9 protein-coding genes are annotated in these 13,642 nt (G+C 62.9%); 7 read left to right on the top strand and 2 right to left on the bottom strand.

All coding sequences use genetic code 11. The annotated features are described in order from the left end of the window. Positions 1-51 precede the first annotated feature (51 nt). On the top strand, positions 52-420 hold the full coding sequence (locus AAE029_RS30905) for an antibiotic biosynthesis monooxygenase (RefSeq protein ID WP_371076748.1): 369 nt from the start codon (positions 52-54) through the stop codon (positions 418-420). Between the two features lie 282 nt (positions 421-702). Here AAE029_RS30905 and AAE029_RS30900 read toward each other — a convergent pair whose 3' ends face one another. Continuing rightward, positions 703-2,346, bottom strand: coding sequence for an alpha-keto acid decarboxylase family protein (locus AAE029_RS30900; protein WP_371076747.1), 1,644 nt, complete (start codon positions 2,344-2,346; stop codon positions 703-705). 293 nt (positions 2,347-2,639) lie between these two features. Between AAE029_RS30900 and AAE029_RS30895 the strand changes: the two genes are divergently transcribed. The 3 genes from AAE029_RS30895 to AAE029_RS30885 all read left to right on the top strand — a co-directional run bounded on the left by AAE029_RS30895 (position 2,640) and on the right by AAE029_RS30885 (position 4,501). After that, positions 2,640-3,308: a hypothetical protein gene (locus AAE029_RS30895; RefSeq protein ID WP_371076746.1), complete on the top strand. Its 669-nt coding sequence runs from the start codon at positions 2,640-2,642 to the stop codon at positions 3,306-3,308. A 227-nt stretch (positions 3,309-3,535) separates the two neighbouring features. Further along, the gene (locus AAE029_RS30890; protein ID WP_371076745.1) at positions 3,536-3,703 is read left to right on the top strand and encodes a hypothetical protein; all 168 of its coding nucleotides are present in this window, start codon (positions 3,536-3,538) and stop codon (positions 3,701-3,703) included. Between the two features lie 408 nt (positions 3,704-4,111). After that, entirely contained in the window at positions 4,112-4,501 is a 390-nt protein-coding gene (locus AAE029_RS30885) for a hypothetical protein (RefSeq protein WP_371076744.1), read from the top strand. A 138-nt stretch (positions 4,502-4,639) separates the two neighbouring features. Here the strand turns inward: AAE029_RS30885 and AAE029_RS30880 are convergent, their stop codons facing one another. Next, positions 4,640-5,218 (bottom strand): YgjV family protein, encoded by a 579-nt coding sequence (locus AAE029_RS30880; RefSeq protein ID WP_371076743.1) that lies wholly within the window; start codon positions 5,216-5,218, stop codon positions 4,640-4,642. A gap of 537 nt (positions 5,219-5,755) precedes the next feature. On the opposite strand from AAE029_RS30880, the gene AAE029_RS30875 reads away from it, so the two are divergent. The 3 genes from AAE029_RS30875 to AAE029_RS30865 form a co-directional block, all read left to right on the top strand. Next, complete coding sequence (locus AAE029_RS30875; protein ID WP_371076742.1) at positions 5,756-11,245, top strand: MG2 domain-containing protein; 5,490 nt, start codon at positions 5,756-5,758, stop codon at positions 11,243-11,245. A gap of 5 nt (positions 11,246-11,250) precedes the next feature. After that, positions 11,251-13,329: a penicillin-binding protein 1C gene (gene pbpC, locus AAE029_RS30870; RefSeq protein ID WP_371076853.1), complete on the top strand. Its 2,079-nt coding sequence runs from the start codon at positions 11,251-11,253 to the stop codon at positions 13,327-13,329. Between the two features lie 105 nt (positions 13,330-13,434). Continuing rightward, a partial coding sequence (locus AAE029_RS30865; protein WP_371076741.1) for a hypothetical protein occupies positions 13,435-13,642 on the top strand: 208 nt, incomplete at its 3' end.

Raw genomic sequence — 13,642 nt, 5'->3', positions numbered from 1 at the left:
TGTCATATCGACATTATTATGACAAATTGACCAAAGTTGAAAGGGCCTGCCATGTCTCTCATCCGTCCGTTGGACCCCGCTTTTCCGATCGAACGGCAGATCTCGGTAGAAGCTTCTCCTGTCGTCCTGGTGAATGTTTTCACGCTTGATGCTGCCGATGAAGCGGCATTCCTTGCTGCTTGGCAGGAGGACGCAATATTCATGAAGCAGCAGCCGGGCTTCATCTCCACCCAGCTTCACCGCGCCATCGGCGAAAGTTGCGCCTATCTGAATTATGCGGTCTGGGAATCCACGGAAGCTTTCCGGGCAGCGTTCTCGCATCCGCAGTTCCGGGCGAAACTAGGGGCATATCCGTCTAGCGCGGTTGCTTCTCCCCACCTGTTCCAGAAGGTTGCGGTTCCAGGTATCTGTGTGGCTTAAGGGACAATCGAGCAAGCAGCGGCTACAAACCGTCGCCGCAGTAAGGGATGACGGAGGGCGCGACTCCCCCTTCGCCCCGCTTGCGGGGAGAAGGTGCCCGGAGGGCGGATGAGGGGTTGTCGCGGCACTCCAATTTTGATCCGCAACTATCGGATTCGTCGAGAGTTTTGCCCCTCACCCTAGCCCTCTCCTCGCAAGCGGGGAGAGGGGACAATCGAGCCAGAATAATCTTCTTCGCCTGGCTATAGCAGGTGCCGGAAGCAGCAGATGGGGCTGTGCCAATCACGCCTTGTAGAGCGCCTGCATCGCGTCGTGCAGCTTGACCGCGAGCGGCGAAGCCGCATAGGCGTCCGTCACGACCTCAACGTAGACGCCCGTCCTTGCCTCCGTGGCTTCCTCCAGCGCATCGTCCAGCTCGCCGCAGGTCGCGACCCTTCTCGCCACCCAGTCGTCGCAGCCGAAGGCGTGCGGGAGGTTGGAATAGTGCCATTGCGCAATGTCGTTATAGGCGATGGCGGGATCCTTGCAGAGCAGGCGTTCGATGAGATAGCCGTCATTGTTAAGGACGAAGACGACGGCCTTCAGCCCGTAACGCGTGAACTGGCTGATCTCCTGGACCGTCAGCTGGTGCGCGCCGTCGCCTGTCACCAGCACGATGCGCCTTTCGGGGGCTGCGACCGCTGCGCCGAAGGCGGCAGGCGTCGCCCAGCCGACCGAGCCCCAGAGCGTCTGGTTATGGAAGGTCGCGTCCTTCGGCATCAGAGCGAAGCCAAGGCCCATCGATGCGGTGCCGGTCTCGGCGATGACGATGTCACCAGGACGAATGAAAGCAGCCCAGCGCGGATAGAGCGTTTCGGCATCGATGGCGTCGGCACCGGACCCCATCATCGGCCCGAGCGAGGAGGGCCGGATCTTCTTCCAGTTCCGGTGCGGCACCCTTGATGCCAGTGTTGAAAGAAGGTCGCCCATCTCGACGCCGGAATAGGTCCTGCCGCCCACATGCGCATGGTGCTGGCCGATCGCGATCGTCCTTTTATGGTCGAGCCTGGAGGTGAAGGCCCCGCTGTTGAAATCGGTCATCGGAGCGCCGATGCTCACCACCTGATCGCAGCCTTCGACGAAATCGCGCACGTCCTCGTTCATCAAGGCCCCGTCATACATGCCGATATAGCAAGGATGCTGCTCATCGAGGACGGACTTGCTCATAAACATCGTCGAGAAGGGCAGCCCTGAGGTATCGATGAATTCCTGCAGCTCCGGCCGCAGGCCGGCGCGCGCGACAAGGATGCCGGGAAGGACGCAGGCGGTTTCGGCCTGCTCCAGAAGAGCTGCGATCGTCTCAGCGGCCGCTTCGAGGTTGGCGCGGTTGCTGCGTGGGGCAGGGATTGGTTCGGCGCTGCCCAGCACCGGCATTTCGGCAAGATCGGCCGGGAACGCCATATAGACGGGGCGGCGATGGTAAAGCGCCTCGAAGATCAGCCGCTCGGTCTCATAGGCGACGTTTTCCGGCGTCATCACCGCATGGGCGATGACGACCGGCTCGGTCATGCGGCGGAACAGGTCATATTCGCCGGTGCCGAGGGTGTGGTGCATCAGCTTGCGCCCCATCTGGGCCGTCATGTTGGGCGTGCCGACCAGGTGGAACACCGGCAGGTGTTCCGCATAGCAGCCGGCAATGCCGTTGACGGCGCTGAGTTCGCCGACGCCATAGGTCGTGCAGAGGGCGGCGGCGCCCTTGATGCGGGCATAGCCATCGGCGGCATAGGCTGCATTGAGCTCGTTGGAGCATCCGATCCAACGGACGTCGCGGTGGTTGCAGATCGCATCGTTGACGGGAAAGGAATAGTCCCCGGGCACACCGAAGACGTCGTCGACGCCGATGTCATGGAGGCGGGAAAGCACATGCTGGATGACGGTCTTGGTCATGACTTGCTCCATGTTCCCGGATACGGTCGGCACGGGTGCGTGGATTTATCCGGCGGCAGTTGGATGGCCTCCTGGGACTGGAATTCCTGGTCCTAAAGCGAGGATGCGATGGTCATGGTCCGCTCGGGACAGCATCTCCAGGTTAAGCATCCAACGAATACTTTCCCCATCGCGCGCGTCTTTTCCGAAAACAGTGTCGGGCTGCGACCAGCTATGTTATTTAGCAAATTCTGAAATATCGAGGTAGCTGTTTCAACCAAGCTCAAGACATTTCCAATCGGGGGGTAAGTCAGATGACAATGAGGTACAGTATTTCCGCGCTCGCCTTGGCGGCGAGCCTGCTATGCGTGCCGGCTGTCGCCCAGGATGCGATAAAGGAGCCCGCGCAAAAGACGATTGGCGGTTCGGCGACCCAGATGGTCCCATCGCTCGCCGTCCTCAATGCCGACGGCGCGACGCTCGAAGGAGGCAAGCTGACGATGAACGGCGTCTCGGCCAATTCCATCGTCTTTGCCGATCGTCCCGTCAGGTCGGCGGGCCATGTGCTGACATCCGAATTCATCAAGGAGTGGGACCAAGGCAAGGACAGCTTCGCGAAGGATCCGCCAAATGCAACGATCTCCGTGCTTGGCCGGAACGGGGACTCTATCAAGGATGCGGTCGTCGTGCTCAAGACGCCGAAGCTCGAAGGAAACAACCTGACCTTCGAGGTTTCCGTGCTGGAAGGCGATCTCATGGGTGCGGACGGACCTGCTTCGCTCTTCATCGACTGGTTCGTCGCCGGCGGCGGGCACGTGGCCCACGGCGGCTGGTATCGTCACGGCGGCTATGCGTGGGGCGTCGCGACGGGGGCGGCCATCGGGGCGGCTGCGGCGTCGGCCTACCGTGCTCCTTATTACTATCATCCTTATTATTATCCGCCGCCGGCCTGCGGATATTATCCCTATCCACCCTGCTATTAAGTCAGCCGGTTGAAACGCGGTTTTCACGCCGGCCCGAGCGCGCAGCGCTCGGGCCGGCCGGCCATCGGCGAACAGTCTGAGCGGAATGATTCGCCAATACAATATGGCGTCCCTCGCATGCGAGCTCTGCAATTTCGCATGGCAGCAGTGAATTATGAAGGTCTTGTGACACTCGTTTTGACACCCTAAATCATGGCCGGCTAACAAAAAAAAGAAAAGTTGCATCAATGTCTAAAATTCGAAATGCCCTTGGCGGTCGCTTTTTCCGCCGTATCCTCGACTATGCCGACCGTACAGCCAAACGTCGCAGAAATGCCAAAAGGCTGATCATCCATCCCTCCGTTCTTGACGATTTCGGCGAGTGGAGCATCCGCGCATCCGACAGGACGCGCTAAAGATGGTTTGCAACTCCTTCCGTGAATCGATCGCGAATTCCGGCGGTTGTGCGTTAGCGGCACAAAGCCGCGCTAACCTTTGGTTTTCGCGCAATTCCCTACGGAAAACCGCTTCACACTTTTCCTGGAATTGCTTGTAACACGGTAAACAAACTTCTACTGCCGAAATGCAAGAAGGGTCGATTTGGAGCGGAATCTGCAGTTCAGGTCTCGCCTTTCGACCCTCTGCGGCAGTCGTAAAATGACATGTCGTCGTTTTCCGGACATTCCTGCTTGGTCTTCCGGCAAATTCACTATAACTTGAGTCGGGTAAACGGCCGTTCACGGAACCTGGCCCTGTGACCCGCGTTTCGGCGACTTCAGAAGAAGCCGTATAGGGAAAAAGCCCGACCATGGAAGGAGACAGACATGATGAATGCCTTGCCGCCGCTTCACGACGGACACGCCCCGATTACCCTTCAAGAATTGTTCCGGGAGGCGCTCTACGCCTTCGAGGAATGGGATAGCGAACTGACCGAGCCGGTCGTCACCTTCGACGGAAGGGTCATCCCGATCAGCCTCGTTTTCCAGTCGATGCGCGAATGCACGGATATCGTGCCGAGGATCATTGTTGAATCCGTGACGGAACGGCTGACCAAGCCATGGGAGGGCGAGGGACCTCTCGACCAGATGACATTTTCCACCGCCGCCCGCGTCATGGGGGTCCTGGTGCGCAAGCGCCTTCACGCCAACGGCACGACGGAGATTGCCGCCGCAGCGCGTGAGCAGGCTCTGTCCCAGGAGAAAGAGCTGCGTTAGCCGAGGGCGAAGAGACCTCAGGCTTCACGCACCAGCATCATCAGAATTGGATCCTCGCCTCAAAGGCGAGGATGGTTGAGCACGTTTGATCTCGCTTCGTTCGCGTCATCGGCTGGAAGCGAAACTCGGGAGATTCCATCAGACTCCCAATGAACGCCTGTAAGGTGTTGAACCGGCGGGCGGCGCATTCACGCGGACGCTTCTCAGCAGGCCTTGCCTCCACAGCCCGTACATGCCCGTGACGAGGCTTATGGCATCAAAGACGGCGATCGGTGACATGATGGCCAGATCGTGCACAAGCCAAAAAGGGACTCCGGAAGCAACAAGGATGCGCATTCTGTCGGCATTCATCTGCAGCCGGCCGAATCCGATCAGAAGAGTGCCGATCGTCGCAAGCAGCGAATGCGGGCCGTCCCATGTAAAAAGGCAGACCGCGACCGTTGCCGGGAACAGAACATAGGGGATCCACCGCGATCGGGAGCTGGCGCCAAACAGCAGGGTGGCGATGATCTGAGCGGCGGAAAGCGCATTGGCGGCCGCCGCCGTGGAAGCGCCCATCAGGGCATAGTGCAAGCCGAAACCGATACCGATCCCCCCCTGCATCATCATCATCCAACGATGGCTGCGGCAGAAAGGCCATCCGACATAGCAAACCGCACCCGCAACGAAGCTGGCGACTGCCAGCGGACTATCGACAAAGGATAAAAGGGATGACATTGGTGGTCCTCCGTACCGCCGTTCTGCACGGTGTGACGGGATCTCCTGCATCCTGTTCGCGCGCGGACTCTGTCTGGCCGGCGACCGCGGGTTACGCGGACGTCGGAGGTCCAGGAGCTTCGGCACGGTCATGAAGATCTATCCCGTCATCGAATGGGAGATTCGCAGTCCTTCGCTGCATGGATATTTCGGGCTTGCCTACATCTGTAATGGCGGCAGGTCGGCTCTTGTAATAGAACATCCGTCGCCGCCGCTTGCTCGATCGTTCCCTCGCCCCGCGTGCGGGGAGAGGGAAAGCTCCGGATAGAGGGGCGCCTATCGGCCACAACCGTCGCAAAAATTTCATCTCAGCCGTGTGGATATTTTCGATCCCGACAAAGGGCAATATTCGTCCGCATACCTTGGCGGACGCGGGCAAGCGGCCGTCTCCCGCATGCTCTGCATCGGCCCCCACAGGTCGTTGGAACCGGTTGACAAGCCTCTGAAATTTTGACGAGTATCGTTCATCTAAACCGGACGGCGTTGGGGGAAGACACCATGTCCAGGCGCGCTTTCATCGGATTTTCAGCTCTTCTTCTCGCAAGCCTTGCCACCGTTCTGCCGACAGGTGCTGCGGAGACGACGCGCAAGGTGGTGACCACGCAGAACGGCGACTATTTCGGCTTCGATCTGCGGACGGAGCAGAACGTGACGCTCGACCAATGCGAGAAAAGCTGCCTCGGCAACCGTTCCTGCCGGGCTTTCACTTATAATCCGAAAGTAAAGTGGTGTTTCCTCAAGTCCGACTTCAACCAGCTCAACACCTTTAACGGTGCGATTGCCGGCAAGATCGTCGATGTCGCGGGCGATCCCGATATCGGTGCCGCACCGGGGCTTCCCTTCATCTCCGAACAGCTGATGCAGGATGCGCGCGAGGCCAAGGCAAACCTGGCTCTCAGCGACGAGCAGAAGGCCCAAGGCTTGCAAAGCCTGCTGGCGCTCGCCCGCATCGAGCTCACCGCCGGCAATATCGAAAATTCGCTTGCCGCCTTTCGCGCGGCGCTGGCGGTCACGCCTGATGATGGCGACCTCTGGATAGAGTTGGCAAGGGCGATCAACACGGTCAGCAACAATACCGATGCGGCCGCCCAGGGCTCCATCGCGGCATTGAACGGTTACCAGCTGACCCGCACGACGCAGACGCGCGCGGACGCGCTCGCCGTGCTTGCGGCATCACTTGCCAATGCCGAGAATTATCGCGCGGCACTCAGCGCTTACAAGGCGAGCGTTGCGCTGGTCGACGCCAAGACCGTCGCCGCCGCCTATCATGACCTGCGCGAGCGGCAGGGCTTTCGCATCGTCGGCAATACGGTCGACAATGACAGCATCACGCCGCGCGCCTGCGTGCAATTCTCCGAAGACCTGGTCAAGAGCACCGACTACGCGCCCTTCGTGACGCTGAACGGCGCGGCACCCCAGGCGGTTGAGGCCGAAGGCCGTCAGATCTGTGTCGAAGGCCTGAAGCATGGCGAGCGCTACCGGCTGTCGGTGCGCGCCGGCCTGCCGTCCTCGGTCGACGAAAGCCTGGAGGCGCAGGTCGACCTCGACCTCTACGTCAGGGACCGCTCCGCCGCCGTACGTTTCACCGGCGATAATTTCGTGCTGCCATCTGCCGTCCGGCGCGGCATTCCGATCGTCTCCGTCAACACGACGGGCGCGGAGCTGAAACTCTACCGCATCGGCGAGCGCGGGATCGCCCCGCTGCTGACGAGCTCGCAGTTCCTGACGCAGATCGACGGCTACAGCGCCCAGCAGATCCAGGATCAGTCCGGCGAGCTCGTCTGGCAGGGTTCGATCGATATCCAGTCCGATCTCAACAAGGATGTCGTCACCAGCTTTCCGGTCGACGAGGCTCTGCCCGAGCGCAAGCCGGGCATCTATGTCCTGACCGCCTCGCTGCCGAACGCACCGGGGCAGGAGTGGGATGCACGGGCGACGCAATGGTTCGTCGTCTCCGACATCGGCCTTTCCACCTATGCCGGCAGCGACGGGCTCAATGTGTTTGCACGGTCGCTCGCAAGCGCCAAGCCGCTCGCGAATATCGACCTGCAGCTGCTTGCCAAGAACAACGAGATCCTCGGCACGGCCAGGACCGATGCCAACGGCCGCGCCACCTTCAGCGCCGGCCTGATCCGCGGCACGGCGGCGATGATGCCGGCCGTCATCACCGCCAGGAACGGTGACGCGAAGGATGGCAGCGGCGACTACGTCTTCCTCGACATGACGCGCGCCGGCTTCGATCTTTCCGACCGCGGCGTCACCGGCCGCACGGCGCCGGGGGCGATCGATATCCTGCCCTGGACCGAACGCGGCATCTATCGCGCCGGCGAGACGGTGCATGCCTCCGCACTTGCCCGCGACACGGCGCAGAATGCCATCGAAAACCTGCCGCTCACCTTCGTCTTCACCCGTCCCGACGGTGTTGAGGATCGGCGCACCGTCGACAATGGCGGCACCCTCGGCGGCTATACGCTGGAGCTGCCGCTCCAGCCTAATGCCATGCGCGGCACCTGGACGATGCAGATCTTCACCGATCCCAAGGGGACGGCAATCGCCGAGAAGCAGTTCCTAGTGGACGACTTTGTGCCGGATCGTACCGAATTCGACCTCACGAGCGAGGCGAAGGCCATCGATGTCGGCACGCCGGTTCCGGTCACGGTCGACGGCCGCTACCTCTATGGCGCGCCCGCCGCCGGACTCAATCTCGAAGGCGAGGTGCTGCTGAAGACGACGCGCGAGAGCGCCGACTATCCGGGCTATCAGTTCGGCCTCGTCGACGAGCAGGCGAGCGAGGATACCCGCATCCCCCTCGACAATCTTCAGCCGCTGGATGACCAGGGCCGTGCGACCTTCGACGTCGGGCTGACCGACGTTCCCTCCACCACGCAGTTGCTGAACGCCAATGTCACTGTTCGTATGCAGGAGGCGGGCGGCCGAGCGGTTGAGCGCTCGCTGACGTTGCCTGTGCGGCCGCAGGGCCCGATGATCGGCGTCAAGCCGGAATTTTCGGGCGATCTTGCCGAGAATTCGGTCGGGCGGTTCCATGTCATCGCCATCGACCAGGAGGGCAGGAAGCAGGCGCTTTCGGGGCTGAAGTGGAAGCTCGTCAATCTCGAGCGGAACTATCAATGGTATCGCGACGGCACGGCCTGGAAATATGAGCCGGTGATCCGCACCAAGCAGATTTCCGACGGTTCGATCGGCGTCACCACTGACGGTGCGGAGATTTCGGTGCCCGTCGGCTGGGGTCGCTACCGCCTGGAGATCGAGACGGCAGCCGTCGACGGCCCAGCCACCAGCGTCGAATTCGATGCCGGCTGGTATGTGCAGGCGACCTCGACGGAAACGCCTGACGCGCTGGAGATCGGCCTGGATAAGGAGAGCTATGCCGTCGGCGAGACCGCCAAGCTCAAGGTTTCGCCGCGCTTTGCCGGCGAGGTTCTCGTCAATATCGGTACCGACAATCTGATCGCGACGCAGACGGCGACCATTCCGGCGGAAGGCGGCGAGGTCGACATTCCCGTCACCGCCGCTTGGGGGGCGGGGGCCTATGTCACCGCGACCCTGTTCCGTCCCGGCGAGGCGCAGGAAAGCCGAATGCCGATGCGCGCGATCGGCGTCAAATGGCTGAAGGTGGATCCGGCCGAGCGCAAGCTCGCAGTCACGCTCTCTCCGCCGGGAAAGACGCTGCCGCGCCAGACGCTCGATATTCCGCTGCAGGTGAGCGGGGCGGGCGTCGGCGAGGAGGCTTACGTGACGGTTGCTGCCGTCGACGTCGGCATCCTCAACCTGACGCGCTACGAGGCTCCCGATCCGGACGGCTGGTATTTCGGTCAGCGCCAGCTCGGGCTTGAAATCCGCGACCTCTACGGCCGGCTGATCGACGGATCGCTCGGCGCAACCGGCAGGCTCAGGACCGGCGGCGACGGCGCCGCGATGCCGCTCAACGGCAACCCGCCGACGCAGAAGCTCGTCGCTTTCTTCTCTGGGCCGGTGAAGGTCGATGCCGAGGGCAAGGCCGATGTCAGCTTCGACATCCCGCAGTTCAACGGCACGGTGCGCGTCATGGCGGTCGCCTGGTCGAAGACCGGTCTCGGCCATGCCGCAAGCGACGTCGTCATCCGCGATCCGGTCGTGGTGACGGCGAGCATGCCGAAATTCCTGGCGCCGGGCGACAATTCCCGGCTTCTCCTGGAAATCGCCAATACCGACGCGCCGTCGGGCGCCTTCCAGATGCAGGTGACGAGCAATGACAATGTTCGCATCGATCAGGCTTCCGCCTCGCAGACACTCGATCTGGCGCAGGGCGCAAAGACCTCGCTGACCCTGCCGCTCACCGGCGGCGAGCCCGGTGCCGGCACTGTCTCCATCCGGCTTTTGGACGCATCGGGAATGTCGCTCGACCAGTCGCTCGATATTCCGGTCAGGCCCTCGTCGCTGCCGGTCGCCGAACGGCGTCCGCTGACTATCCAGGCCGGCAATAGCCTGACGGTCGACGGCAATCTTCTTGCCGACAGCCTGCTGCCCGGCGCTTCCGTCAGCCTCAATGTGGCGCGCGCCGATGGCTTCGACATCCCGGCGCTGCTGATGAGCCTCGACAAATATCCCTATGGCTGCGCCGAGCAGACGACCAGCCGGGCGCTGCCGCTGCTCTATCTCAGCGAATTGTCGAAGAAATCCGGCCTGCCTGATGATCCGGACGTTCAGAAGCGCGTGCAGGAGGCGATCTGGCGCGTGCTGTCCTATCAGTCCTCGAGCGGCAGCTTCGGCCTCTGGGCGCCGGGCTCGGGCGATCTCTGGCTCGACGCCTATGTCACCGATTTCCTGACGCGGGCGCGCGAGCAGAAGTATCAGGTGCCGGACCAGGCGATGGTGCAGGCGCTCGACAATCTGCAGAATGCGATCGGTTACGAGACCAATATCCAGGACCGGGGCAACGAGATCGCCTATGCGCTCTATGTGCTCGCCCGCAACAGGAAGGCGGCGATCAGCGACCTGCGCTACTATGCCGATACGATGCTTTCGAGCTTCCCGACACCGCTCTCCAAAGCGCATCTGGCGGCAGCCCTTGCGCTCTATGGCGATGCGACGCGCTCGCGCAACATCTTCGCCGATGCGCTGCAGATGTCCGAGCAGGCGCAGGTGACGAAGGTCAGCTTCGTGCGCTCCGACTATGGCTCATCGCTGCGCGACGGTGCCGCCGTGCTGGCGCTTGCCGCCGAAAGCCGCCCCGTGCCGCCGATCATACCGGAGCTGACGAAGGTGGTTTCCAGCGAATGGCAGCACAAGAATTACACCAGCACCCAGGAACAGACCTGGATGCTGCTTGCCGCCCGCGCCCTGCAGGAGGGCGACAGCGACCTGAAGTTGGAGGTTAACGGCGCGGAGCACAGCGGCGCCTATAGTGCGCACATGACCGGCGACCAGCTGCTCGCCCATCCGGTGACCGTGCGTAACGAGACGGGCGATCCGGTCTCGGCTGTGGTCACGACCTATGCGGCGCCGAAACAGCCGCTGCCGGCCGGCGGCGACGGCTACACGATCGAGAAGACCTACTACACGATGGATGGCGCGGAGGCCAATATCAGCCAGGTGCAGCAGAACGAGCGCTATGTCGTCGTACTGAAGGTCACTCAGATCAATGACTGGCCGTCACGCGTCCTGATCACCGATCTCTTGCCGGCCGGCTTCGAGATCGACAATCCCGGCATCGTCAACAGTGCGCAGCTTTCGAACTTCGACTGGATCGGCGAGGTCAATCCCGCCCATCTCGAATTCCGTGACGACCGCTTCGTCGCCGCATTCGACCGCGGTACGGGCGCGAGCCTTGACGGCGACGGTAGCGGCGACATCACGCTCGCCTATGTCGTGCGCGCCGTGACCCCCGGCGTCTACGACCAGCCGGCGGCCAATGTCGAGGACATGTACCGGCCGCAATTTTCGGCCCGCACGGCGACGGGCCGCACGGAGGTCCTGGCGGCACACTGATGTCCATGCGGCGAAAACTGGCGATCGGCTCCCTCGGCCTGCTGCTTCTGGCGGCGGGCCTAGGCTTCGGGCTTGATGCCGCCGACCGGGCCTTCCCGCCGCCGCTCGATGGTGCCAAGCTGGTCTCCAGGGAGGTTCTCGATGCGGACGGGGACCTGCTGCGCGCCTTCGCAACGCCCGACGGGCGCTGGCGGTTGAAGACGCAGGCTTCCGACGTCGACCCGCAATTCCTGCGCATGCTGGTCGCCTATGAGGACCGGCGCTTCTACGAACACCGCGGCGTCGATGTCATCGCACTCGGTCGCGCCGCTCTGCAGTTGGTGAGCAACGGCCGCATCGTCTCCGGCGCCTCGACGCTTTCCATGCAAGTGGCGCGGCTGATCGAGCCGCGGAGCGGCCGTTCGCTGACGGCGAAGCTCATGCAGATCACCCGCGCCATCCAGATCGAACGGCGCCTGACCAAGGCCCAGATCCTCGATCTCTACCTGACGCACGCCCCCTATGGCGGCAATCTCGAAGGCGTGCGCGCCGCAAGCCTTGCCTGGTTCGGCAAGGAGCCCCGTCGTCTGACGGTGGCGCAGGCAGCGCTCCTCGTGGCCTTGCCGCAGCTTCCGGAGAAACGCCGGCCGGATCGCAATCCGGCCGAGGCGCAGGCCGCGCGCGACCGCGTGCTCCAGCGCGTGGCGGTCGTCAATGCCATCGGTGGCGACGAGAGCGGGCGGGCGAAGGCGGAGGCGATCCCGCGCACGCGCATGCAGCTTCCCGCCTATGCCGCTCACGTCGCGGAAGCCGCGCTTCGGAAGGAGCCTGCGGTCGACCAGCATCGCACGACGTTAAAGCGGCCGATCCAGCAGGGGCTGGAGGCGGTGGCGCGCGAGGCGGCAGCAAAGCTCAACCCGAAGGTCTCGATCGCCATGGTGATGGCGGATGCGACGACGGGCGCCATCGTCGGCGAGGTCGGTTCGGCGGATTACTTCGACGCCAGTCGCTCCGGCTGGATCGACATGACCCGCGTCAACCGTTCGCCGGGCTCGACACTGAAGCCCTTCATCTACGGCCTTGCCTTCGAACAGGGGCTGGTCGCACAGCAAACGATCATCGAGGACAAGCCCGCCGATTTCTTCGGTTACCGGCCGAAGAATTTCGACATGAGCTACCAGGGCGACGTTACCGTGCGACAGGCGTTGCAACTCTCATTGAATGTGCCGGCAGTGCGCCTGCTCGATGCGGTCGGTCCGACGCGGCTGATGGTCCGCTTCCGTCGCGCCGGGGTCAAGCCGGCGTTGCCGGCGAACGAGGCGCCGGGGCTTGCGATCGGGCTCGGCGGCGTCGGCATCACGCTGAAGGACCTCGTGCAGCTCTATGCCGGGCTTGCCAATCGCGGCCGGCCGATCCGGATCGGTGATGGCATCCAGGACATTCCCGGCGCGATTGACGGCGAGCCGCTGCTGGAGCCGGTGGCCGCCTGGAACGTTGCCGATATCCTTTCCGGCGTCATCGCGCCCGCCGGCAGCCGCCAGCGCGGCATCGCCTACAAGACTGGCACCAGCTACGGCTATCGCGACGCCTGGTCCGTCGGCTATGACGGCCGCTACGTGCTCGGCGTCTGGGTCGGCCGGCCGGACAATGGCGCCGTTCCCGGCCTGTCGGGATACGTTTCCGCTGCGCCGATTCTCTTCCAAGGCTTCGAGAAATCCGGTGTCGCCGTCACACCGCTGCCGCCGGCGCCAACAGGGGCCGTGCGCATCGCCCAGGCGCAGCTCCCCATCAGCCAGCGCCGCTTCTCGCTCGACGCCAGCGGCCTGCTCTCGGCCTCCGCTCGCGAGCAGGCGCCGCAGATCGTCTATCCGCCGGAGGGCGCCCATGTCGAACTCGGCACAGACACGGACGGCACGCTATTGCCGCTGATTCTGAAGCTGCAAGGGGGTAGGGCGCCGTTCCATTGGCTGGCGAACGGCAAGCCGCTGGAGGGCGTCTTCCGCAACCGCATCAGCGAATGGGTGCCGGACGGAGATGGCTATTCGACGCTGACGGTCATCGATGCCGCGGGCAGGGCAGCGAGTGTGCGGGTGTTTGTGCAGTAGGGGCCTCCTCCTTAGGTGCTGCTCGTTACGCTAAACAGTGTTTGCGCTAGCTCTTTAAAGGCGCAATTCTCAGCAATGGATTCAAACGGGCCTACGAGGGTGGCCATGAATCTTCTTCTGCCCAGCCGTGAGAAGTGCCGAGCAGCGCGAGGCGATGAGGGGGAGCAAAGCGACGAGCGTCCAGAGCGCAAGCGAAGGGCAGTGCCGTGCGGCGAAACCCCCTCATCCGACCCTTCGGCCACCTTCTCCCCGCTGGGGCTATTAGATTCACACATTGTCGAAAGCGGAGAGGAGGAGGGATACGCCGCGCTTG

Source organism: Sinorhizobium sp. CB7 (genome assembly GCF_041357635.1).
Lineage (GTDB): Bacteria > Pseudomonadota > Alphaproteobacteria > Rhizobiales > Rhizobiaceae > Rhizobium.
Note: the sequence above shows the minus strand (reverse complement) of the source record. Positions and strands in the feature narration are given on the sequence as shown.